The organism is Halomonas sp. V046 (genome assembly GCF_052645355.1).
Genome location: NZ_JBQXYF010000012.1, coordinates 1 through 24,695, shown reverse-complemented (window position 1 = coordinate 24,695; position 24,695 = coordinate 1). Strand labels below are relative to the sequence as shown.

14 protein-coding genes are annotated in these 24,695 nt (G+C 65.5%); 8 read left to right on the top strand and 6 right to left on the bottom strand.

The features are described from left to right. Positions 1–63 precede the first annotated feature (63 nt). Together cfa and ACUN9Y_RS16325 are read left to right on the top strand one after the other, a co-directional pair. Positions 64–1,215, top strand: a complete 1,152-nt coding sequence (gene cfa / locus ACUN9Y_RS16330) for a cyclopropane fatty acyl phospholipid synthase (protein ID WP_445461787.1) — start codon at positions 64–66, stop codon at positions 1,213–1,215. A 763-nt stretch (positions 1,216–1,978) separates the two neighbouring features. Continuing rightward, positions 1,979–2,959, top strand: a complete 981-nt coding sequence (locus ACUN9Y_RS16325; RefSeq protein ID WP_445461786.1) for a GGDEF domain-containing protein — start codon at positions 1,979–1,981, stop codon at positions 2,957–2,959. Positions 2,960–3,256: 297 nt separating this feature from the next. Here the strand turns inward: ACUN9Y_RS16325 and ACUN9Y_RS16320 are convergent, their stop codons facing one another. From ACUN9Y_RS16320 to ACUN9Y_RS16310, 3 genes are all read right to left on the bottom strand, one after another. Beyond that, the gene (locus tag ACUN9Y_RS16320) at positions 3,257–8,158 is read right to left on the bottom strand and encodes a hypothetical protein (protein WP_445461785.1); all 4,902 of its coding nucleotides are present in this window, start codon (positions 8,156–8,158) and stop codon (positions 3,257–3,259) included. Further along, positions 8,155–9,081 (bottom strand): hypothetical protein, encoded by a 927-nt coding sequence (locus ACUN9Y_RS16315; RefSeq protein ID WP_445461784.1) that lies wholly within the window; start codon positions 9,079–9,081, stop codon positions 8,155–8,157. The genes ACUN9Y_RS16320 and ACUN9Y_RS16315 overlap by 4 nt, the downstream gene beginning before the upstream one ends. Positions 9,082–9,168: 87 nt before the next feature. Beyond that, positions 9,169–10,545, bottom strand: coding sequence for a hypothetical protein (locus tag ACUN9Y_RS16310; RefSeq protein ID WP_445461783.1), 1,377 nt, complete (start codon positions 10,543–10,545; stop codon positions 9,169–9,171). Between the two features lie 371 nt (positions 10,546–10,916). Here ACUN9Y_RS16310 and ACUN9Y_RS16305 point away from each other — a divergent pair, with 371 nt between their 5' ends. Beyond that, complete coding sequence (locus ACUN9Y_RS16305; RefSeq protein WP_445461782.1) at positions 10,917–12,881, top strand: RecQ family ATP-dependent DNA helicase; 1,965 nt, start codon at positions 10,917–10,919, stop codon at positions 12,879–12,881. A gap of 3 nt (positions 12,882–12,884) precedes the next feature. On the opposite strand, the gene ACUN9Y_RS16300 is transcribed toward ACUN9Y_RS16305, so the two are convergent. Then, positions 12,885–14,453 (bottom strand): sigma-54-dependent transcriptional regulator, encoded by a 1,569-nt coding sequence (locus ACUN9Y_RS16300; protein ID WP_445461781.1) that lies wholly within the window; start codon positions 14,451–14,453, stop codon positions 12,885–12,887. 360 nt (positions 14,454–14,813) lie between these two features. Here ACUN9Y_RS16300 and phhA point away from each other — a divergent pair, with 360 nt between their 5' ends. The 3 genes from phhA (at position 14,814) to ACUN9Y_RS16285 (ending at position 17,286) form a co-directional block, all read left to right on the top strand. Further along, positions 14,814–15,647, top strand: coding sequence for a phenylalanine 4-monooxygenase (phhA, locus tag ACUN9Y_RS16295; RefSeq protein ID WP_445461895.1), 834 nt, complete (start codon positions 14,814–14,816; stop codon positions 15,645–15,647). A 108-nt stretch (positions 15,648–15,755) separates the two neighbouring features. Next, positions 15,756–16,094, top strand: a complete 339-nt coding sequence (locus ACUN9Y_RS16290; protein WP_445461780.1) for a 4a-hydroxytetrahydrobiopterin dehydratase — start codon at positions 15,756–15,758, stop codon at positions 16,092–16,094. A 1-nt stretch (position 16,095) separates the two neighbouring features. Next, positions 16,096–17,286: an amino acid aminotransferase gene (locus tag ACUN9Y_RS16285; RefSeq protein ID WP_445461779.1), complete on the top strand. Its 1,191-nt coding sequence runs from the start codon at positions 16,096–16,098 to the stop codon at positions 17,284–17,286. A 361-nt stretch (positions 17,287–17,647) separates the two neighbouring features. Here ACUN9Y_RS16285 and narL read toward each other — a convergent pair whose 3' ends face one another. Both narL and ACUN9Y_RS16275 read right to left on the bottom strand, forming a co-directional pair. Beyond that, positions 17,648–18,292, bottom strand: coding sequence for a two-component system response regulator NarL (gene narL / locus ACUN9Y_RS16280; RefSeq protein ID WP_445461778.1), 645 nt, complete (start codon positions 18,290–18,292; stop codon positions 17,648–17,650). Between the two features lie 61 nt (positions 18,293–18,353). After that, a complete protein-coding gene (locus ACUN9Y_RS16275; RefSeq protein ID WP_445461777.1) occupies positions 18,354–20,219 on the bottom strand; it encodes a histidine kinase in 1,866 nt (621 codons plus the stop codon). Positions 20,220–20,501: 282 nt separating this feature from the next. Between ACUN9Y_RS16275 and ACUN9Y_RS16270 the strand changes: the two genes are divergently transcribed. Then, positions 20,502–23,216, top strand: coding sequence for a nitrate/nitrite transporter (locus ACUN9Y_RS16270; protein ID WP_445461776.1), 2,715 nt, complete (start codon positions 20,502–20,504; stop codon positions 23,214–23,216). Positions 23,217–23,287: 71 nt separating this feature from the next. Next, a partial coding sequence (locus ACUN9Y_RS16265) for a molybdopterin-dependent oxidoreductase (protein WP_445461775.1) occupies positions 23,288–24,695 on the top strand: 1,408 nt, incomplete at its 3' end.

Genomic DNA, 24,695 nt, shown 5'->3' with positions numbered 1-24,695 from the left:
GACGCCGCCTCGAATCGTCGCCGGGCACAGTCTTTTGTGTCGCTCCAGAAGACGGGAGGTTGCATGACCAGCGACTCGCGCCCCCACCCCATCGCCCTGCCCGAGACCCGGGCGAGACGCCTCGTCGAGCGCCTGCTCGAAGGGTCCGGCGTCCACCTCAACGGTAACGCCCCGCACGACCTCCAGGTCTATCATCCCGACCTGTTCGCCAGGGTCCTGCACCAGGGCACCCTGGGGCTTGGCGAGGCCTACATGGAGGGTTGGTGGAGCGCGGAGAGGATCGACGAACTGGCCCACCAACTGCTGCTGCATGGCCTGGGTGAACACACCCATAGCGCCTCCGAGCGCCTGATGTATCGCCTCCAGGCGGGATTCTTCAACCTCCAGAGTCGCGCCCGGGCCTACATGGTCGGCGAGGCCCACTATGACATGGGCAACGACCTGTTCATGCTGATGCTCGACCCGACGATGTCGTATTCCTGCGGCTACTGGAAAACGGCCTCCACCCTCCACGAGGCACAACTGGCCAAGCTCGACCTGGTCTGCCGCAAGCTCGACCTGCAGCCGGGCATGCGGGTATTGGATATCGGTTGCGGCTGGGGCGGCTTTGCCGACCATGCCGCCCGCCACTACGGCGTGCACGTCACCGGCATCACGATCTCACGCGAGCAGGCAGACTTCGCCCGTGAACGCTGCAAGGGCCTGGCCGTCGATGTACGCCTGGCCGACTATCGTGAGCTCACCGGCCACTTCGATCGCGTGGTCTCGATCGGCATGTTCGAGCACGTCGGTCAGCGCAACTACGATACCTATTTTCGCACGGTGGCGCGCCTGCTGCCCGCGGATGGCCTGTTTCTCCTGCACACCATCGGCTCCAGCATCTCTCGCGTCAGCGCCGACCCCTGGATCAATCGTTACATTTTCCCCAACGGCGTGCTGCCCTCCATGGCCCAGATCAACCACGCCAGCGAAGAGCACCTGATCGTCGAGGACTGGCAAAACTTCGGCGCCGACTATGACCCGACGCTGATGGCCTGGCTCACCAACCTCGACGCCAATTGGCATGTCATCGGGCACCGCTACGACGAACGTACCCGCCGCATGTTCCGCTACTACCTCTCGGTCTGCGCCGGCGCCTTCCGCGCCCGCAACCTGCAACTCTGGCAGGCGGTGTTCTCGAAGGGCCGCCACGGCCGGTACGACTCCCCCAGATGACCCTCCCCCGGTGGACGGCTCGCCTTGTCCAACAACACTTGTTCAGAACACATTTTCCCAGAACACATTTGTCCAGAAACATTCGCCCCGAACGGCCCGCCCAGGATCACTCATCCAGGCACAACACGCCAAGACCGTGCCTCCCGAGCCGTTCATCGCCCCGGGGCGCAGCCCTGAGTCTCGAACGGCCGCCGAACAGCCACCGAGCGGCTATCGGGCCACCTCAAGCTGGAGCCCCGCGGCCGTTGTCGTGTTGGTTGGGGGTCGGCACCGTGCCATAACGCCACAGGCGCGAGTCCAGTCGCTGCGATCCGCCACCACGGCGGTGGCCATGTCACCACCAAGCCACCGAGGTCGTATCGCTTCCGGTGCCCTATGGCGCGGGCGGCACGACGCGGCTGGCCCGCTTATTCGACGTCCTATGGGATGTCCTATGCGAGGCGCCATGCGACGCCTGATGCCAACCGGCACGCCAGGCCAGCGCAGGGCGTTTAGTAGCTGCTAAAGGCTTTGTAAGTTTTCACCTAGCCCTTAAGGCCCATGTCGCTGCCCGTGTCGCGCCCTATGATGGTAGAAACGCCGGACAGGCTCGACCTGTCATCGCAACCAACCAGGCTTCATCACGGGCAAGGAATGCCGAATGGATGATCGTGACAAATCCAAAATGCACACTTCTGAGCAGAGTCCGCCGGATCCGGATCACAGCGAAAAGCACACAACCTCGCGAGCAAAGCCCGGCCCAGCCACACCGCAGCGGCGGGCCATGGCCCAGGGGCCGTCGACCAGCGACGCCAGCGGAGCAGCAGCCATCGACCCGCTCCTGCCCGACGCGCCAGGCCCCGACAGCGAATCCGCGCTGCCAAGCTACGCCGACGTGTCGGTCAAGATTCCCGGCCTGGTCTTCCAGCTACGCCGTGACGCACGTGGGCGCCTGCAACTCACCGAGCTGGTCGGCAGCGACCCCATCGCCGCTGTTCTCTCCCCCTTGCGCGACGTGCTGGATATTCGCCAACGCCTGGGCGACCTCATGGGGGAAGCCTACACCGAGGTAATGCGCTCCGTGGAGCACTCAGCGCACTGGCTTTCGCCGATCACCACCCGCTTGCGCCTGGCGTGTCCGGAGAGTGCGCCACGCTGGTACTCGATCCAGGCCATTCCCGAGCGCCTCGACGATGGCATCGTCTGGCACGGGGTAATGGTCGATATCGAGGAACAGGTCGCGGAGGAACAACGCCTACGCTATCTGTCGGGCACCGACGAGCTGACCGGCCTTGCGAACCGGCGGGCCTTCATGGGGCAGCTCGAGCGCGCGGTGTCGCTGAGCACCCGCCATGCCACGGCGCTGTCGGTGATGCTGCTGGACCTGGATCACTTCGCCCTGATCAATGACACTTGGGGAGAGGGGCTCGGCGATCGTGTGCTCTGTCAGCTTGCCGCGCTGGTGGCAAGCCAGCTACGTCAGGAGGACCTGCTGGCGCGCATGGGCAGCGACGAATTCGCCCTGCTGGTGCCGCTGACCCCGGCCGGACGCTCGCGAGAGCTGGGTGAGCGCCTTTGCCAGAGCGCGGCACGCCACGATTTCGGCATCGGCCGACAAAAGGTCACGGTGAGCATCGGCATTTCGGACTTCGTCCGTGGTGGCAACAGCGCTCAATTGATGCAGAGCGTGCACGCCAACCTGATGGACGCCAAACGACTGGGACGCAACCGCGTGGTACATCGTTGGGCGCCGTGGAAGGAGTGAACCCTGGGCGTCCTCGCCAGCCGACGCGTCCCAGGACCCGCCACTAGGAATACGCGACGCCACCCAGCGCCTGCGCCAGCGGCCGCCCTTGTGAAGGTCCCGGCGGCACCGGGGCCGGCGCCTTGCAGCCAGGTGCCCTTCCTCGCCAGGTACCGCGTCAAGCCCCCGGGGCAAGCACCCCGGAGTCAAGCACCTGGCCGCGGCGCCTATCGCCGTCACGTCGCCCTGGCCCTTGCCTCGGCACTTGCCCTTGCCTCGGCACTTGCCCTTGCCTCGGCCCGAGCCCCGAGCCGTGATCTACGCCGTTTCTGCGGCGCTAACGTAGATCCCGAACAGACTGGCCTCACCGCTACCGCGCCCCTGCTCCTCCGGGGTCAAGGCCTTGCCGTCTCTTACCATGACATGGCCCCCCTGGCCCTGGCCGGCACCGATCACGCTGCCGACCAGGTAGGTCGGGAAGATCTCCGGATCGTTCTCGTAGTTGGGGTTGTGAATCAGCCCGATCATCTGGAAGCGACCGCGGGTATTACGCAGTGACTCCAGCGAGTCCTGAATCAGGCGACGATGAGACAGCTTGGAGAACAGGCCATCGAGCAGAATGACGCTCTCGCGACCGGCTCTGGCGCGACGTCGATGGTGGCCCGGCATCTCGTTGAGTTCACGCTCGATGGCAAACTCCGACAGCTTGACCAGCCACATCAAGGACACCGCTTCGCGCTGGCCCTCGGACATGGCCTCGTTCAGCGAGAACAGGCGGCCATGGGGGCGAATCGCCTCATGGCGCAGGCGAATGGTCACCTCCTTGAACAGGCCACGATAGATACGCCGCCGGATGCGACTGAGCAGATCGTCGTCGCGTCGAGAGCGCTCCCCGCCATCGATATCCGCGTCGCGCTCGGCCCGACGCCGCATCGCCGCCTGGTGCTCGTCGATGTCGGCCAGCAAGGTGGTGATCAGCTCGCGCAGCGCCTCGCCGTCGATCAGCGACGCCTTGACCTCGAACCAGGCCCCGCCCTGGCCGTCCCGATCGCTACCACGACGGGCCACGCGCTTGAGAATATCGAGATTCCCGGCGGCGTCGCTGATGATCGATCCGAGCCGCTCGACCAGGGTGCCCTCGATATGGTGGCGCGACGTCTGCAGGTGTCGCACCCGCTCGCGATGGGTCTCGAGTTGCTCGGCCAGCTGGCGATGCAGCGCCGCCAGATCCACCAGCGCCGCATCGCTGACCGCCCCCAGGCCCGACAGGCGAGCACGCTCGGTATCGCTGAACAGGCGACTGCCGGCCGCCTCCTCCAAGGCCTCACCAAGACGCCGCTGCACCTCCTGGACCTGGCGTGCCTGACGTTCCCTGGCGCGCGAACGCTCGCCCAGGCCGAGGGCCGCGAGGCCTTCTTCCAGGTGGCACTGACAGGCCGCCAGCGCCTCGACATCGACCGTCGGCGTTGCCTCCTCACCGTCTCGTGCCGAGCCCAGTTGCCACCAGCGCGCCAGCGCCTGATCGAGGTTCTCGGCGTCCGGGTGGTCCGCGGGCCACTCGTCGCGCCGTTCGCTGATACCGACGAGGCGTTCCCGCCACCCAGACGATAGCTCGCGCAAGGTGGCGAGCCAGGCGATGGCAAGCTGGTCGCTGATCGCCATCGCCTCGCGCTGGGCGCTCAGCCGGTGCTCGAGTTCGGCAAGCTCGGCGAGCCGAGCCTTGCGCTCGTCGCGCGTCGCTTCGCGCTGACGCTTCAAGCCGGCGATACGGGTTTCAAGCGCGGTGCCGGCGCCCTTCTCGTCGCGCACCTCGAGATAGGCGCGAATCCGCTCCACGTCCAGGTCTGCGCGCTTCTGGGCCCGCGTCAATGCCTGTTCCAGGCGCGCTTCCTGCGCCTCGGCATCGGCCATGAAGTCCGGTCCACCCTGGGCGACGAAGCGTGCCACCGCCGTCAACCGGTCGCGTTCGCCATCGCCGAAAATCTCGCGTCGCTGGGCCTCTAGGGCCTCCTGCTCACGCCTGAGCCGTTCGCATTCATCGCCTAGCTGATCCTTGCGTTCGGCGGCGCTGGCTTCACGTTCTTCGATTTCCAGCAAGCGGTGATCGATCGCCGCGAGGCGCTCGACACCACCGGCGGCCTTGAACGACTCCGCCGCCAGCCACAGCTCGGCATGATGCTCGAAGGTCTCCCGCGCGGACGCCAGTCTCGGCGCCAGCTCAGCCATCTCGAGTTCACCCTCCGCCAGGGTCTCGGCGGCGTCCTCGAGGGCCTTGTCCCCGCCTTCCATCAAATAGCGCTGGAAGTCGTCGATGGTCTGCAGCGCCTGTTCGGTCAGGCGCGGTGCCAGCACCTCGCGGGCCTGCTCGACGGCCTCCAGGCGGGTGGCGATCGCGTCGAGCTCGTCCTCGACGTTGTCTTGCACCGCCTGGCGCGCCGCCAGGGCGTCGATAAACGCCTCGCCGTGGGGATCCAGGTGCGCAATCTCGGCGTCCAGCTCGGCCAGTCGGCCACGCTCGGCGTCCAGGCGTTGCTGGGTGTCGCTGCGCAACTCGGCGAGGTATTCGGGATCCAGGGCCGCCTTGACGGCCAGCGTCTCGGTGCCCTGGATGGCGCCTAGAGGCGAGTCCCCCCGCTCGAGACAGGACGCCAGACGCTGCCGAGCCAGCACCGGCACGTTAAGGCCATGGTCGATCAGGCGGCGCGCGGCCTGGTCGGCGAGGCCCGCCTCCACCACCGGCGCGAACAGCTGGCCAGCGGCCTGAATCAGCCAGTCGCGACGGTGCTGTTCGTCGACGGCCAGGTCGGCCAGCACCCGGTGCAGAGGCTCGAAGGCAATGCCATCGTCATCCAGCAGGCGCTGCGCCTCGCTCTCGGCGACCTGGCGGGCCAATGGGTCGCCGCTGAGGTGATCAAGATAGGACACCCGTGCGGCGATGCGTTGCTCCAGGCGCTCGCGCTCGCCGAGCAGGCGCGGATAGGCCTCCCGGGCCTGGCCAAGCCACTCCTCCGGCTCGGACTCGGCGCGTTGGCGAAAGGCCAGCAACGAACGGTGCAGCTCTCGGCACTGGGTCTCGCGGCGCCCCAGACGATGGCGCTCGTCATCCAGTTCGCGGCTCTCTCGATAGAGACGATCGCGCAGATGCACCGGCTCGTCGTCCTGATGCAGTCGACGATAGTGGCTCGCCGCCTCGGCCAGCGGCCCCAGGCGAGCCCGCAGGGCCTGAGCCTGGGACTGGGACTGGTGCAGCGTCTGCAGGCGCGCCTCGAGCTCGGATAGCTCGGCCTGACGCCTCGCCCAGAGCCCCTCGACCGGGGTCTCGGGCCAGGCGGCGGCGAAGCGCGTCCAGGCCTCCTGTCCCTGACGCAGGGGCGCGAGTTCGCCGTCGAGTCGAGCCCGTTCCGCGGTCAATTGCTCGTGGGCGTCACGGGCCTGACCATGGCCCTCTCGCGCGCTTTCGAGCGACTCGACCACCAGCGCCAAGCGTTCCTCCAGCCCCTCGAGTCGGGCCTGCTTTTCCTCGATGACCTGCTCGGGCGCCTGGTCGGGGTAGCGCCTGGCAAATTGCGTGAACCAGGCGTCGAGGCCCTTGAACTCGCCGACCTTCGACAGGTGCGCCGAGAGTGCCTGGCGAGCCTCCTGGGCGCGCTCCCGGGCGGCGTCCCGCGTCTGCTCCGGCGCCGCCAGTTCCTCCTCGGTGTAGAGCCCCTGGGCCAGCGCCTGGGTGTAGAAGCTCTGGTTATCGACGAACTCGCGCTGACGCGAGGCCAGGGACTCACGCTCCTGATCCAGGGCCTCGACGCGATGCTCCAGCGCGTCGATGTCGCTCTTGAGTTCACCACGATACAGCGCGTCCGCCACGACCTCGTCGCGATAGGCATTGCCGTCCAAGTCGGCGAAAGCGTCGGCGGCCTCGTCCAGACGGGTCAGGGCACGATAGCGCGCCGCATCGTCGCCGAAGGCATGGCTGTCGGCGAGCCATTCTCGAGCCGCCTCGAAGCCCAGATGATGGGGCTCACGACCGGCGGGCCAGGCGGACTCGGGCAGGTGCACCAGCTGACGATGGCTATCCAGGCGCACGCCACGTTCGCTGAGCGCCTCACGAATCTGGCGCTCGGACAGACGCGTCAGCCGTGCCAGCAGCCATACCGACACCCGCGGCCGACCGGTGTCGCCCTTGCACCAGGCAAGGCCTGCGAGGGCCTCCCGGTCGTCGTCCTCGGACGGCATGCGTGGCAACCCGGGTAGGCCAGCCAGGGCCTGGCCGCCCAGCAGCCGCTCGCTGAGCATCAGGCCATCGTCGAGGCGCTCGAGACCAGACCGTGCCTCGAGCAGGGCCTCGCCGTGGCCCTTGAGATCGCCGAGCCGCTCGACCTTGGCGTCAGTGCGCCGCTGATCGGTCTCGGCGTCTTCCAGGCGATGGCGCAATTCGGTGATGTTGGTGCCGGAATTGAGGATGACCTCCTCGATCAACTCCTCGCTCTCATCGGTTTCGCCCCGGGTCGCCCCGGCGAGAATCTCCGGCGCCAGCACCTCGAAGAAGAAGGCCTGATCGGGTTTTTCACCGCCCCGAGCCTTGATGGCGTTGAAGATCTGACTCTTGTCGGCGCCGCCTTCCTTCTGGAAGGCGGCGAGCTGGGCCAGCTCACGCCGGGAGACATGGGCGTTGACCGCATCCAGCCACTCGTCGCGATTGTGGGTCAGACGCACGCCGTGTTGGGTCATGGCCTGCTTGATATCGCTGTTGGCGTAGAGCGCCAGCTTGCCGTCCTGGGTCAGGTGGTGGATCGCCACGTCTTCCAGGCGCCCGGGATAGTGATAGAACGACAGGCCGCTGCCATCGCTGTAGCCGTAGAAGCCGAACACGAAGGTGGCTCCGGCCACCTCCTCGCCGGCCGCGGCCAGCATATCGTCCTGGCCACCGCCATCCGAACGGGTGCGAAATTCCACGCGCAGATGAGACCAGCTACGGCCCTGCCCCGACACCGTGGACGGCGAACACTTGCGCCGGGTCCGCGAGAGCAAGGTGCGATCCCTGGACAGCAGGCCGATCAAGGCCTCCGCCAGGGTGGTCTTGCCGAAGCCGTTCTCCATGCTGATGGCACTGGACTGACCACGCAGATCGAGCAGCAGGTGGCGCATCTTGGCATCCCAGGGTGAGGCCACGTCGCCATGCTTGTTGAGCAGGTTTGCCACTTCGATGCGGTTGATCACGCTCATTGGTGGGCCTCCGTGGCGCTGTCCTGGTCGACGTCGTCGCGGGTCGCCTTGCTCGCGTCGTCGATCGTGTCTTCCCTCTCATCGTCCCCATCATCGTCCTCGGCGCTCTCATCGCCCTCAGCGCCCTCGGCGCTTGGCGGCGATGGCGCACTGAAGCCAGCATCCGGGCCCTCGCGCCCGGCAACCAGGGCTTCGAGATGGCCTAGCTGGTGCACACCGACCTGCTCACTCTCCAGCGAACCGAGCAGGGTCTGCTGCCAGACGTCGCCTTCGCCGTCGCCATCGTCGCGCACCGGCTCCAGCAGCCCGGCACGAACGTGCAAGTCGATGAAGGCTCGCACCCGGCGGTTGAGGTCTTCGCCACGCTCCTCGAGCAGGCTGCGCTGGGCGTCGCTGGCGGCATCGCCGAGGCCGCGCAGGGTCTCGACCTGGTCGCGCAGCAGCTCGAGGAGCTCCCCACCGACGAAGGTCGCTTCCTGGTAGCGGCTGACGTCAGACAGGGCACGGTTGTATCGGGTGTAGAGCAGGGTATGCATCAACAGCCACAGCTGCAGGTACCAGGTGGCCAGCTCCGAGCGGCTTTCCTGGCGCAGGCGCAGGGCATCGAATACCGGCTCTCGCGTGTACAGCGGCGGCTGGTCCATGTCCGGATCCGGAAGCAGGGCGTAGTAGCGCGACCCCGGCGCGATGCCCGGATAGTCACCGGCCTCGAAGACCTTGAGGCGCAACCCCTGGCCGGCCAGAAAATCGCGCAGTGACTCACGCTCCAGGTCACTGGCGTCATCGATCAGGGCACACAGGTCGCGCTCGGAGAGCTGGCCGTCGCGGGCGGCGCGGCGCTTGCGTCCGCCGGCCGGCAAGCGCTCGGCGGCACGGTAGCGAAGGAGGTAAGCGACCACCTCGCCCATCTCACTCATATTCATGGTCAGTCACCTTGTGTAACGAGGTCTCGCGGCACGAGAACGCAAAGCGGCGCGGTCGGGACGGGCCTGGCGGCGGCCCCGACGCGCTCAAGGATTCGCCGGGGCAGGCTCCACGCGGCGCAGTGTCGGGGTGACGGGGCCGTCGATCACGCGGCCGTCCTCCAGGGTCAGGCGAAACGGCCGATACTCCACGCCCACCACCAGCGACTCGGCCAGCAGGCCGGTGTCGACGAAGGTGTTGATCAACTGCGGCAGGCAGTCGCCGTCATCGACGCGGTGCCAGCCTTCTTCCAGGGCCTCCGGCAGCGACAAGGGAGCACGCGCCACCCGCTCGCGAAGCGCCGTCCCCCGTGCCGCCAGAAAACGCGATAGCCGAGTCTGTTCGGCATGGGCATCGGCGGCCTCTTCGAACACCAGGGTGACCGGGCTCGCCTCCGCCCGACGGCTTTCCAGCAGCGGCACCAACGGCATCGCCCGGGGAAAGGCCAGGGCCTGGAAGAACGGCATGATGCGATCGACCAGCGGTAATGCCAGCTGCGGCCGGGCCGGCGCGCTCAACAACCGCGAGGCGAGGTCGCTGAAATCGATCACGCCCATCGACTGAATGCGGCCCTCGGCGATATCGGCGATCAGCTCCGACAGCCGCCGCGACAGGTTCTCGATGGCGTTGAGCACCCGACCGATGGCGCTGGACAGCATGCGCAGATCCCAGTCTTCCTCCTGGTCTTCGCTCCAGCGCTCGAAACGCGTCATCAGCACCGGCGTCGCCAGCTGTGTTCGGGCGTCGAGCAGCGTGCGCTGAATGCTCGACAGGGCGTTATGGTAGTGGCGCTCGTTGTCGAGCAGGATCGACAGCTTGCCTTCCCGAGTGGGGTTCTCTCGTACCCGCCTGAGCTCCTGAGTCAGCCCGCGGATCGCCAGCAGGATCTGGTTGGTGATATCCGGCACGCGACCGAAGTCTCCCCGGGCCAGCGCCGCCAACACCTTGGCGGCGTCGTACTCGGAATACAGCAGATCCTCGACGGAACTCGCCAGGGTCACCGCCTGACGGCCGCTGGCAGTCAAGCGCACCTGGCCGGTCTGGCCCTGCTTCTCGACCAGGGCGGTGCGCTTGGTACCGCGCCGCTCGCGACCACCGCCCTCGCCCTCGTCGCGCAAGTGAAGTTCGCTCGGCGTGGCCAGCAGGTTGATGACGAAGCTCAGGTCGTCAGGCGCCAACCTCGGATAATGCTCGCGCAGCGCCTCCAGGCACCGGGTCTGAGAGACGAAGGCGCTGTTGGTGGCGAAATCGAGATCGAGCAGATAGTCGAGCAACAGACAGCCCAGGTCGAGCCAGTAGCCATCGCGCAGGCCTCGACGGCCCTCCTGGCTGACCTGAACGAAGGGCGACCCTGGTTCATGGGCGCTATCGTGCAGATCGATCAGTCGCGTCGTGGCGATGAGCAGCTTGCTCCATGCGGTCATGGGCGTCCCTAGTGAGCGTGAAGTACGTAAACGTCAAACGAGCCAGCGTCAAATGAGCCAGCGCCAGTCGAGTGAGCGTCGAATGAGCCAGCGTCAAACGAGCCAGCGCCAGTCGAGTGAGCGCCAGTCGAGTGAGCGTCAAACGAGCCAGCGTCAAACGAGCTAGCGTCAAATGAGCCAGCGTCAACCGAGCCAGCGCCAGTCGAGTGAGCGTCAAATGAGCGCTATTATGCCAATCTCTGGCGAGGGGGTCATGGGGCCACCGCAAGATCGCGGCACCACCGCCGGTGGTCAAGCCCCGCGCCACGCGCTAGGGTGCCTGTCGGCGCGCCGCGCCGCATCTCTTCCACGCCCCAGCCAGGTGCCTTGCCATGACCCTCAGCATCGACCAGACCCTGTCTCGAGTCTTCGGCCACGACCAGTTTCGTCCCGGCCAGCGTCCGGTGATCGAGGCCCTGACCCAGGGACGCTCGGCGGCGGCGATCTTTCCCACCGGGTCCGGCAAGTCGTTGTGCTACCAACTGCCGGCGCTGCACCTGCCGCACCTGACGCTGGTGATCTCGCCCCTGCTGGCGCTGATGCAGGATCAACTGGCGGCGCTGAAGAGTCGCGGCATCAATGCCGGCAGCATCGACTCGGGCCAGGACCGCGAGCAGACCCAGGCGGTGATGCGCGACGCCCGGGAGGGTCGGCTCAAGGTGCTGATGATTTCCGTGGAGCGGCTCAAGAACGAACGCTTTCGCGAGTTCATCCGCCGCGTGCCGATCTCGCTGCTGGTGGTGGATGAGGCCCACTGCATCTCGGAATGGGGTCACAACTTCCGCCCCGACTACCTGAAGCTGCCCGACTACCGGCGCGATTTCGCCATCGAGCAGGTGCTGCTGCTCACGGCCACCGCCACCCCTCGGGTGATCGACGACATGTGCCGGCGTTTTTCCATCGCCGAAAGCGATGTCGTCTCCACCGGTTTCTACCGCCCCAACCTCGACCTGTCGGTGGCGCCGGTCCAGAGCGACGAGCGCCCCCGGCGCCTGGTCGAATGGTTAAAGCCCAGACTGGGCTCCGCCAGCTCGCCCGCCGCCACCATCGTCTATGTCACCCTGCAGCAGACGGCCGAGCGCCTGGCCGCCTACCTCGCCGCTGCGGGCCTGCCCGCAGCGGCCTATCACGCCGGCCTCGATGCCGAGATCCGCCAGCGCCTGCAGGCCGACTTCATGGCCGGGCGCCTGCCTTGCATCGTCGCGACCATCGCCTTCGGCATGGGCATCGACAAGGCCGACATTCGCGCCGTGGTGCACTTCGACCTGCCCAAGTCGATCGAGAACTACAGCCAGGAGATCGGCCGCGCCGGACGCGATGGGCAACGCTCGGAATGCCTGATGCTGGCCGGCCGCGAGCACCTCGCCGTGCTCGAGAACTTCGTCCACGGCGACGTGCCACCGCGCCACGGCATTCGCAGCGTCCTTGAGGACATCCGAAGCGCGAACCGACGCTGGGAACTGACCCTCACGGCGCTTTCCGCGCACACCGACATCCGCCCGCTGCCGCTCAAGACCCTGCTGGTGAAGCTGGAACTGGCCGGCGTGCTGCGCCCGAGCCATAGCTATTTCGCCGACTATCGCTTTCGCCTCGAAGAACCCGCCGAGACGCTGTTGGCGCGCTTCAACGCCGAGCGTGGGGCCTTCATTCAGGCGATCCTCGAGGCGGCAAACAAGGCACGCACCTGGTACAGCCTGGACTTTGCGGCCCTGGAGACCGTCGGCGGCCAGCGCGGCATCGATGTATCACGCCCCCGGGTCCTGCGCGCGCTGGACTACTTCGCCGAACAGGGGCTGATCACGCTGGAAGCCAAGCAGATGACGGAGGTCTTCGAAGTGCTCGCGCCGGTCGAGCCGGACGCCCTGAGCGACAGCCTTCACCGCGACTTCGTCGAACGTGCCGATGCCGAGATCACGCGACTCTCCGACATGCTGACTCTGTTCGAGGCCGACGACTGCCTGAGCGCTCGCCTGGCCGACTGGTTCGGCGACACCGCCGCACCACGCCGCTGCGGCCACTGCTCCGCCTGTCGCGGCGAGGCGGCCCGCCTGCCCGCTGCTACGCCGCCGACGATGCCGCCGTCGGAGCAACTGCTGGCCTGGCTGTCGCCGCTGCGCGATGCATTGTCGCAACAGGCGCCGGACTCGCCCTTCGACGTCCACCTGGCCACGCGGTTTCTGTGTGGCATCACCTCGCCGTGGCTGACCCGCCTCAAGGCCCGGCGGCTATCCGGGTTCGCCGCCCTGGAAAGCCAGCGCTACCGTGACGTGGTCGACGCCGTGACGCCGCTGGTCTGACGGCTAGTCGCCGGCCTTGTCCTGCGCAATGCCGTAGCGATTGAGCTTGTTGGCGATGGTGGTGTGCGACACCCCAAGGCGCTTGGCGAGCAGTCGGCTCGAGGGGTGCTGGGGATACAGCGCCGCGAGCACCCGGCGCTCGACCTCCGAGGTGATCTCGGCCAGCGAGCCGCCGAGCTCGATGCCACCCAGCCCCCGCCCGGCGCCGACATCGGGCAGGCGCAGGTGGTTGGCCTCGATGATGCCGCTCTCGCACAGCGATACCGCCTGGAAGAGCACGTTTTCCAACTGGCGCACGTTGCCCGGCCAGTGATAGCCGGCCAGTCGCGCCACGGCGGGCGGCGACAGACTAGGCAAGGCGCAGCCGATCTGGCGCGCGGCACGGTCGAGAAAGTGCCCGGCCAGCGGCTCGATGCCATCCAGACAGTCGCGCAGGGGCGGCACCGCCAGCGACAGCACATTGAGGCGGTGATAGAGGTCCTGGCGAAATACGCCGACCTGGCACAGCTCCGGCAGGTCCTGTTGGGTGGCACAGATCACCCGGACGTCGAGGTAGGTCTCCTCGTCACTGCCGACCCGACGAAAGCCCCCGTCCTGCAGAAAGCGCAGCAACTTGACCTGCAGCCGCGGGCTCATCTCGCCCACCTCATCGAGGAAGATGGTGCCCCCGGCGGTCAGCTCCAACAGCCCCAGCTTGCCCTCGGGCCGCGCCCCATCGAAGGCCCCGGGGGCATAGCCAAACAGCTCCGTCTCGGCCATCGACTCGGGAAGGCCGGCACAGTTGAGCGCCATGAACGGTGCCTGGCCGCGCCGGCTCGCCAGGTGACAGGCCCGCGCCAACACTTCCTTGCCGGTACCGGTCTCGCCGAAGATCAACAGCGGCGCATCCAGCGGCGCCATGCGACGGGCTTCGTGAATCAGTGCGGCGAGCCTGGGGCTTGCGGCGAACATCGCCTCGAAGCCACGGGACTCCTGGCGCTGCACCTGATAGATCCGCTCACCGATGCGATCGACGCTATGCAAGGTGACCACGGCTCCGGCGAGGGACGCCACGTCATCGTGGTTCTCGCGGTGAAGTGGCGCGATATCGGCCAGAAAGGTCGACTCGCGCAGGTGAATGCGCAGGCCATTGACCCGGGCATTGTTGCGCCGAATCAGCTCAGGCAGGTCGAGATCCGGCAGATAGCGATCCAGCGACAGCCCGGGCACTTCATCGACGCGCACGCCGAGCAGTTGACTGGCGGCGCGATTGGCGGCCACCAGATGACCCTCCATGTCGATCGACATCACCGGGTCGGTGAGCGAGGACAGCAACGCGTCGAGCTCAAGGTGACGCCGCTCGCTCGGCATCAGGCTGACCCGACGCAGGCCAAACACCCCGGGGACCTTCTCCAGATCCGGCTTCAGGGTCGCGAGCTGGGCGTTGAGCAGATTGGGCACGTGCAGATAGATGGCGTTGCCATGCTCACCGCCGACCTCGCCCCGGGCGACATTGAGGCCATAGTCGGCGAAGTGACCGACGATATCACGCAGGATGCCGATACGATTCTGACAGTGAAATCTGAGACGCATGCACCATATTCCTGATCTAGATCAGCGGCGACGCACGATTGTTGCCCTGGGCAAATCGGCTGTCAGCCGTGGCTGACTGAGTTGTAAAGAAAGCGTGACAGTTTACGCCTCTCGAAGGCTTTCGTCGCGGCTCTTTCATTGTCCGCGCCTCCCCGCCCTCACCGCTGTCAGGAAAACCTGACAGCCACGGCATCCGGCCCTCCCGAAACCCGCCGAGTCCCGCTGACACAAGGCCGGCGGCCATGCCTAGACTGCCGCTATGCAATGGCTCCCACGGGAGCCGCCCCAAGGCGACGAACAAGACCCCAACAGCGCACGGGAGAAATCATGACAGCCCCTCAGACGGCCAGCCACAGCGCCATGCCTGACAACGGCCACACCGCTCGGACTCCGGCAACGGCAGCGGCGGCGTCCAAGGCCACCCAGTACCAGGCACGTCTTCCCGACGAACACGGCGTCATCCACTGGAACGAGACCGAGAACGCTACCTGGGCGACCCTGATGGATCGCCAGCTCGAGCTGATCGACGGGCGCGTCTGCCAGGAATACCTCGATGGCCTCGACCGCCTGGACCTGCCCCGCGACCGCATCCCGCAGCTCGCCGACATCGATCGTGTCCTGCGTGACGCCACCGGCTGGGAGACCGCCCAGGTACCGGCGTTGATTCCCTTCGACACCTTCTTCGAGCTGCTCGCCAACCGGCGTTTCCCGGTGGCCACCTTTATCCGCAGCCCCGAGGAGCTCGACTACCTGAAGGAACCCGACATCTTCCATGAGGTCTTCGGCCACTGCCCGATGCTGACCAACCCGGCCTTCGCCGAGTTCACCGCGACCTACGGCCGACTCGGCCTCAACGCCGCCCCCAAGGATCGCGGCTACCTGGCACGGCTGTACTGGATGACGGTGGAATTCGGCCTGGTCGAGACGCCAGAAGGACGTCGCATCTATGGCGGCGGCATCATCTCATCGCCCAAGGAAACCCTGCACGCCATGTCAAAGACGCCGGTACACGCGCCTTTCGACCCCCTCGATGCCCTGCGCACGCCCTACCGCATCGATATTCTGCAACCGCTCTACTACGTGCTCGACAGCCTGGAAACCCTCCATGATCTCGCCCAGAAGGACATCATGGCGCTGGTCGACGAAGCACGTTCGCAAGGGCTGTTCGCCCCGCGCTTTACCCCCAAGTCCTGATCGGTTTGGGTCCTGGCCCAGCGCCATGCCAAGGTGGCGCCTTGGGTTCACGCGCCCGAGCGCTTTCTGATCACCACCAATGGGCCTAACGCCCGTCAAGGAGACACCATGAGCCAGCTTTCCGAACAGCAGTGTGAAGCCTGCAGCTGGGACGCCCCCCACGTTACCGACGCCGAGCTCGAGCAGTATCGCCAGGACATCCCCGAGTGGCAGATAGTCGAGCGCGATGGCATCATGCAACTGGAGCGTGGCTTTACGTTTCGCAACTTCAAGCAGGCCCTCGCGTTCACCAACCGAGTCGGCGACATCGCCGAGGAAGTCGGCCACCACCCCGCGCTATTGACCGAATGGGGCAAGGTGACCGTGACCTGGTGGTCCCATGAAATGAAGGGCCTGCACAAGAACGATTTCATCCTAGCGGCCAGAACCGACGAGGTAGCAGAGTAAAATGTTCGAGAAGATTGAGCGGGTTCCCGGGGATGCCATCCTCGGGCTCATCGAGGCCTTCAAGAAGGACACCAATCCCCAGAAGGTCGATCTTGGCGTCGGCGTCTACCGCGATGCGAAGGGCAACACCCCGGTGATGCGTGCGGTAAAGGACGCCGAGGCTCTGCTGCTCAACAACGAGGTCACCAAGACGTACATCGGCTCCCACGGCGCCCCGCAGTACGCCGAAGTGGTGCTGCCCATGGTGCTGGGCGAAGGCTCGCCGGTGCTTGAGTCCGGCCGCGCCAGCGCGACCCAATCCCCCGGTGGCACCGGCGCGCTGCGCCTGGCCGCGGACTTCGTTGCCACCCAACTGCCCGGCAAGGGCATCTGGGTCAGCGACCCGACCTGGCCCAATCACCATGGCATCTTCACCGCCGCCGGCATCGCGCTTCACAAGTACCCCTACGTCGACGCCGATAACCGTCTGGACTTCGACGGCATGCTCGGCGCGCTGAAGCAGATTCCCCACGGCGACGTGGTCGTGCTGCACGCTTGCTGTCACAACCCGACCGGCTTCGACCTGAACCGCGAACAGTGGCAACAGGTGCTCGAGGTGGTCAAGCAACGTGATCTGCTGCCGCTGGTCGACTTTGCCTACCAAGGCTTCGCCGAGGGCCTCGAGGAAGACGCCTTCGCCGTGCGCCTGCTGGCCGAAAACCTCGACAGCGTGCTGATCACCAGCTCCTGCTCCAAGAACTTCGGCATCTATAACGAGCGCACCGGCTGCCTGATCGTGGTCGCCAAGGACGCCAACGAGATGGAAGACGTGCGCTCCCAGATCGCCATCGTCGCCCGGGAGAACTACTCCAACCCGCCGGCCCACGGTGGCTCCATCGTCAGCGAGATCCTCCACGACGAGAAGCTTACCCAGATCTGGCGCGAAGAGCTCACCGAGATGCGCGACCGCATCAACACCCTGCGTCGCGACTTCGTCGAGGCCCTCAAGCCCTACGGGCTCGACGAGAAGTACGCCCATATCGCCGAGCAGCGTGGCATGTTCTCCTACACCGGCCTGACGCCGGAACAGGTGGATCGCCTGCGCGACGAATTCGGCATCTACATGGTGCGCTCGGGCCGCGCTAATGTGGCGGGCTTCTCCCAGGAGAACCTGCCGTACCTGGCCAAGGCCGTCGCCGCCGTCAACGCCTGATCGACGGCCAGGTGCTGGGCGCGGCGTACGCCAGCGCGGCTCACGCCATGAGTCACTCGCCCAGCCAAGGTGAAGCGGCGCCCGGGGTCTCCCGGGCGCCGCTTTTCATGCCGTGTGCCGTCTTGCGGCACGCGCTGTTGCTCTAGATGGTCTTGCCGCTCCTGGCGTTACCTTCAATCCTGGCGTTATCGTCAATCCTGGCGCTGTCGTCGACCCTGCCAGTCGCGCCATGTATCCCGCACAACGAGCCCGGCTGGCGATCTTGACGCCTCGCGCCGGCCCTTTGCGTCGCGCGATTCTCCGCGCGATGCCCCACGCTATCCGCGGGTAAAAGAGAGCCGATCACGTCGATGCTCGACGATCACCCGAGGCCATGCTTGGTCGCCCACACGGCGGCTTCGACCCGTGAGCGCAGATCGAGCTTCTTGAACAGGTGCTTGACGTGGACCTTGACCGTTCCCTCAGCGATATCGAGCTCTCGGGCAATCATCTTGTTCGAGAGCCCGCGCGCCAGGGTACGCAGGATGTCTCGCTCCCGTGCGGTCAGGCACGACATGCCATCGTCGCCACCGGTGGGCAGTTCGCCCTTGACCACGCTCGCCAGCAGCGACGCCATCTGCGGCCCCAGCACGATCTGGCCCTGGGCCGCTTCACGGATCAGGCGCAGCACCTCTTCGGGGTCCATGTCCTTGAGCAGGTAGCCATCGGCACCCTCCCTGAGGGCCCGCACGACATCCTCGTCGGCGTCCGACACCGTCAGGATGACGATGCGGCTCTTGACCCGGGCATCGCGCATGCGTCGCAGCACCTCGATGCCATCCATCGGCTGCATGTTGAGATCCAGCAGGATCAGGTTAGGCGCCAGCTCCACCGCCTTCCTCACGGCTTCTGCACCATCGGAGGCTTCGCCGACCACCACGAGGCCAGGATCCATATCCACCAGTTGACGCACGCCCCGCCGGAACAGGGGGTGATCGTCCACTATCATTAAGCGCAGCATGCTCATAGCGATTCTCGTTGTCTCGTTGTCTCGTAAAATGGTGCCTCGGAGGGGCCGAGGTCAGCTGTCACCCGGCCGCCATGGGCAGCCGATTCAATAGGCGCGGCAGAAAGCGCACGGAAACGTGGGTGCCGTAAGGCTCGGCCGCGGTAATCTCGAGGCTGCCGCATAGACTGCGAGCGCGCTCCGCCATGATCGCCATGCCGTGGGAAATGGAGGGGTCCGGCTCGGGCCCGATGCCGACCCCATCGTCCTGGACGGACAGCCGATAGCTGCGGTCCTTCTCGAGGACGATGCTCACCTCGCAGTGACGCGCCCTGGCATGACGCGCCACGTTGGAAAGCGCCTCGCGCACGATCTGCAACACGTGGATCTCTTCATTGGGCGTCAACTGCAGGCCGCTCCACTGGCCGCGAATCCGCAGCGCGAAGTCACCGCGCTTGGAATACTCGAGCACCGTTTCGTCCAGTGCGGCTTCCAGTCCCGCCTCATGGACGCGCAGGCGAAAGGTGTTGAGCAACTCTCGCAGCTGACGGTAGGAGGAATTGAGGCCATGGCGCAGCTCCGCGACGACCTTGGCCACCTCGTCCGGGCGATTGTTGTCGATCTGCATCTGCAAGCGGGTGACCTGGATCTTCAAGTAGGACAACGACTGAGCCAGGGAATCGTGAAGCTCACGGGCGATCACGGCGCGCTCGTCCATCAGGGACAGGCGTCGCTGTTCGTCGGACTTCTCGGCGAGTGACATGGCCGCGGCGATCAGGCCCGCGACGGTTTCGATCAGCTCCACCTTCCACTGGGCCAGCATGTGCCCGGGTGGCTGATACACCCGCAGCTCGCCGAAGTCGCGTCCGGCTTCTCGCACCCGTACCGCGTACTCATTGCCCCTTTCCACGCCTTCCTGGCTCCCCATGGCGGTAGCCGCACGGTCGATGCCACCCCGCTGAAGGCCGGTGTCGACGTTACCATTGCCCGGTTCCACCTGGTTGCCCTGCGCCGCAGTCGGGGGGGCAATAACGGTAAGGCGTCGTGAGTTGAGGCTGGTAATAGGCCCCTGGTCGGCATCTTTACTCAACCGAAGCTCGAAGGGGCCTTCATCGGTCACGGATTCGAGCTGGCGTAGAACATCGATCAACTCATCGTGGGTCAACGGCGTTACGCCATTCAACCGGCGAGCGGTGAGATAGAGCATCCGCAATGCATCATTGCTGCGCTTTAGCTCGTGGGTCTTGGCCGCCACCCGTTTCTCCAACTGGCCGTACATCTCCGACAGGCTCGCATTCATCTTATTGATTGTACGGGATAACAGTCCCAGCTCGTCGCTACCGCGGTAGGTTGTCCGGCCGGAAAAATCGCCGACCATCACACCGTTGACGACACGAATAAGGCTTCGAAAAGGCGGCATAACGCCACATACGATTCGATAGACAATCATCACCATGATGATCATCAACACCGTCAGTGCGGCGCCCTGAAACACCTCGAGAAATATCACCTTTGATTCCGCGTATCGTTGCAGCCTACCCACCAGAACTTCGACCCTATCCACGAAATCTACGACCCGATCTTCGAGTTGGTAGATGTCCCTTTTCTCGAAGTCCTGCAGCGAGGGATCGAGGTCATCATTCCAGGACTGAACGACGTTTTTATAGGCTTGGCGAAGCGGATCATCCTCGCTCCGTGGAATCAAGGCGACGATGGAATTTGCCGTCAACGTTGCCTCCAGCCGATCGCGTTGCCAGCGCCGCCGAGGATGATCAACCGGTAACAGCTCCACCGTGGAAAGCAAGCGGTACGCCTGCATACGTAGCGACCCTGCCTGATTGATGGCGTCGGCATAGCCGCTGGCGCTCTTGGCGATCACGATCGAGCCCAGCAGACTGATCAGCGCCAACAGCGAGATCGCCGCCATGGCGATCAGCATTCGCAACATTAGAGAACGACGGATAGAAAACGCGGGTGTCACCTTCAAATCCACCGGTAATTGACCCAGATCATGTTCGCCTCAACCTTCGGTTATCAAGCATTACAGGCTCATCTGCACTGTTTGATAATACGCGACGACACGCACAGAAACACCTGGGTACCCCCTAGGAGGTAAGACGGAAAGGGCGCTGGATATAAGCGGCAATTCCTTTGACCGCAATCAGGCGTCTACCAGATACATTGTAGCAAGGTTCGGGAGCGTTACCCGGTTCCCTAACGAGGACAGCTCATGGTCAATCAAGACGCGATTCCCAGACAACAGCAGAACAGAGCGCTGGGGTTATCCACCCTGGCGTTCACGCTCTGCTTCGCGGTCTGGACTCTCTTTTCCATCCTTGGCATCCAGATCAAGGAAGACTTCGGTCTTTCCGACACCCAACTCGGCCTGCTGATGGCCACCCCGGTGTTGACCGGCTCGATCAGCCGCCTCTTCCTCGGTGTGCTCACCGACCGTTTCGGCGGGCGCTGGGTCTTCGGCCTGCTGATGCTGGCCACCGCCGCCTGTGTCTATCTGCTGACCTTCGCCACGAGCTACACCATGCTGCTGATCGGCGCGCTCGGCGTCGGTCTGGCCGGTGGCTCCTTCATCGTCGGTGTCGCCTACACCTCGGCCTGGTACGGCAAGGAACGCCAGGGTACGGCGCTGGGCATCTTCGGTGCCGGTAACGTCGGCGCCGCGGTGACCAACTTCGGCGCGCCCTTCCTGCTCATGGCGATGGGCTGGCAGGGCACGGCGTTGGTCTACGCCAGCGTCATCGCGGTCATGGGGGTCGTCTTCATCCTGCTGGCCAAGCCCGACCCCTTGAGCAAGAGCCGCAACGCCAAGCATCAGCCGTTGTCGGAGCAGTTCGCGCCCCTGGCCGATGTTCGCGTATGGCGCTTCTCGCTGTACTACTTCTTCGTCTTCGGCGGTTTCGTGGCGCTGGCCCTGTGGCTGCCCCACTACCTGATCGAGGTCTACGGCCTGAGCCTGGCCGGCGCCGGCATCGTTGCCGCGCTCTACACCATTCCGGCCTCACTGTTCCGGGTCCTCGGTGGCTGGCTGTCTGACCGCTACGGCGCGCGTCGGGTCATGTACTGGACCCTGATCGCCTGCGTCGCCTGCACCTTCCTGCTCAGCTACCCGCCCACCGATTACACCGTCGATGGCGTACATGGCCCGGTGTCCTTCTCGTTTGCCATGCCACTGATCGGCTTTATCGGCCTGACCATGGTGCTCGGCTTCTTCATGTCGCTGGGCAAGGCGGCGGTATTCAAGCACATTCCGGTCTACTACCCGAAGAGCGTTGGCCTGGTCGGCGGTGCCGTGGGCATGGTCGGGGGCCTCGGCGGCTTCTTCCTGCCGCTGACCTTCGGCATGCTCAACGACGTCATCGGCATCTGGCAGAGCTGCTTCATGCTGATGTTTGCCGTCGCCGCGGCTGCCCTTTTGTGGATGCACTACGCGATCGTGAAGGCCATTCGTATCGAGGCACGCGACCGCTGCGAGTCCACCGACCTGCCGGAGCTGTCCACTCCGAGCCGCTTCGTGCTCAACGAGTGGCACCCCGAGGACGAAGGCTTCTGGAAAGCCACCGGACGCAAGATCGCTACGCGTAACCTGTGGATCTCGATTCCCTGCCTGCTGCTGGCCTTCAGCATCTGGATGGTGTGGTCGGTAGTGGTCGCCAAGCTCCCCCAGGTCGGCTTCAACTACAGCTCCAACCAGCTGTTTTGGCTTGCCGCCCTGCCGGGTCTCTCCGGTGCCACCCTGCGCATCTTCTACAGCTTCATGGTGCCGATCGTCGGCGGCCGCCGCTTTACCGCGCTGTCCACGGCGTCCCTGCTGCTGCCGGCGATCTGGATCGGCTTCGCGGTGCAGAATCCCGAGACCCCGTATCTGGTGATGGTGATCCTGGCGCTGCTGTGCGGCTTCGGTGGCGGCAACTTCGCCTCCAGCATGGCCAACATCTCGTTCTTCTACCCCAAGCGCGAAAAAGGCACAGCACTGGCGCAGAACGCCGGGCTTGGCAATCTCGGCGTCTCGGTGATGCAGTTCCTGGTGCCGCTGGTCATCACCACCGGGGTCTTCAGCCTGCTGGTCGGCGAGGCTCAGCCGATGCAGCAAGGCGGTGAACTGTGGCTGCAGAACGCCGGCTTCGTGTGGGTGCCCTTCATCGCCATCGCCGCCATCGCGGCCTGGTTCGGCATGAACGACATCGCCAGCGCCAAGTCATCGTTCAAGGAACAGGCGGTGATCTTCAAGCGCAAGCACAACTGGCTGATGTGCATCCTCTACACCGGCACCTTCGGCAGCTTCATCGGCTTCTCCGCCGGCTTCCCGCTGCTGACCAAGACCCAGTTCCCGATGGTCGATGCCCTGCAGTTCGCCTTCCTCGGCCCGCTGGTCGGGGCCCTGAGCCGCGCCTACACCGGCGGCCTGGCGGATCGCTTCGGCGGTGCCCGAGTCACCTTCTGGACCTTCATCAGCATGATCCTCGGCGTCGTTGGCGTGCTGTTCTTCCTGATGAACAAGGAATCGTCGATTGCCTTCTACGGCTTCTTCGGCGCCTTCATGCTGTTGTTCTTCGCCACCGGCGTCGGCAACGCCAGCACCTTCCAGATGATTCCGTCGATCTTCCGCCACGAAGTGCCGCGGTTGATGCCCGAGCTGTCCCGTGACGAGCAACTGGTCCACGCCGAGCGTGAGTCCGCCGCCACCATCGGCTTCACCTCGGCCATCGCCGCCTACGGTGCCTTCTTCATTCCCAAGTCGTTCGGCACCTCGCTGGACCTGACCGGCGGCGCCGAGGCAGCCCTGATCGGCTTCATCGTGTTCTACGCCGTCTGCACCGGCCTGACCTGGTTCTACTACAGCCGCAAGGGGGCAGAGATCGAGCTGGACCGTGACACCAAAGCCAGCCCGGTGCCCACGGCTGCGGCTACGGCCAACGCCCTTTCGTAAGACCGTGATAGTCGAGTCCCACAAGGACCGTTAAGCATGGCCCCCTGCGGGGGGCCCTCGAGGAGACCCCCATGAGTCATTTTCTCGATCGTCTGAGATACCTGACTAGACGCCCACCGCAATTCGCGAACGGCCACGGCGAGACCCGTGACGAGACCCGCGACTGGGAGGACGGTTACCGCTCGCGCTGGCAGCACGACAAGGTCGTGCGTTCGACCCACGGGGTCAACTGCACCGGCTCCTGCAGCTGGAAGATCTACGTCAAGAACGGCCTGGTCACCTGGGAAACCCAGCAGACCGACTACCCCCGCACCCGCGCCGACCTGCCCAACCACGAGCCCCGCGGCTGCCCGCGTGGCGCCAGCTACTCCTGGTACCTGTACAGTGCCAACCGCCTGAAGTACCCCTTGATCCGCCAGGAGCTGATCAAGCTATGGCGCAAGTCTCTCGAGGCGCATCCCGATCCGGTCGACGCCTGGGCCTCCATCGTCGAAGATCCGATTCTCGCCAATGAGTATAAGAAAGCCCGGGGCATGGGCGGATTCGTCCGTGCCGACTGGGACGAAGTCCAAACCCTGATCGCCGCTTCCAACGTCTATACCGCCAAGCAATACGGCCCCGACCGGGTCATCGGCTTCTCGCCGATTCCGGCCATGTCGATGGTCTCCTACGCCGCCGGCGCCCGCTACCTGTCGCTGATCGGTGGCGTCTGCCTGTCGTTCTACGACTGGTACTGTGACCTGCCGCCGGCCAGCCCCCAGACCTGGGGCGAGCAGACCGACGTGCCCGAGTCCGCCGACTGGTACAACTCCGGCTACATCATCGCCTGGGGCTCCAACGTGCCCCAGACCCGTACCCCCGACGCCCACTTCTTCACCGAGGTGCGCTACAAGGGCACCAAGACGGTCTCCATCACCCCGGACTACGCCGAGGTCTCCAAGCTCACCGACGAGTGGCTCTCCGCCAAGCAAGGCACCGACGCCGCGCTGGCCATGGCCATGGGCCATGTGATCTTGAAGGAGTTCCATCTCGACAAGCCCAGCGCCTACTTCACCGATTACGTGCGCCGCTACACCGACATGCCCTTCCTGGTGGCCCTGGAGCCGCGTGAAGACGGCAGCTTCGCCCCCGGCAAGCAGCTGCGCGCCGCCGACTTCGACGCCAACCTCGGCCAGGACAACAACCCCGAGTGGAAGACGGTGGCCTGGGACGAGACCCGCGACCAGCTGGTGGTGCCGCGCGGCTCCATCGGCTTTCGCTGGGGCGAGAACGACGGCGTGCAAGGCAAGTGGAATCTCGAGCCGCTGGACGCCGACGGCAAGGACATCTCGCTGCGCCTGAGCCTCGACACTGCCCACGACAGCGTGGCCCGAGTCGCCTTCCCCTACTTCGGCGGCGTCAAGCACGAGCACTTCCCCCACGTCGACGGCAACGAGGTGCTGCACCACCACCTGCCGGCCAAGAAGCTGACCCTGGCCG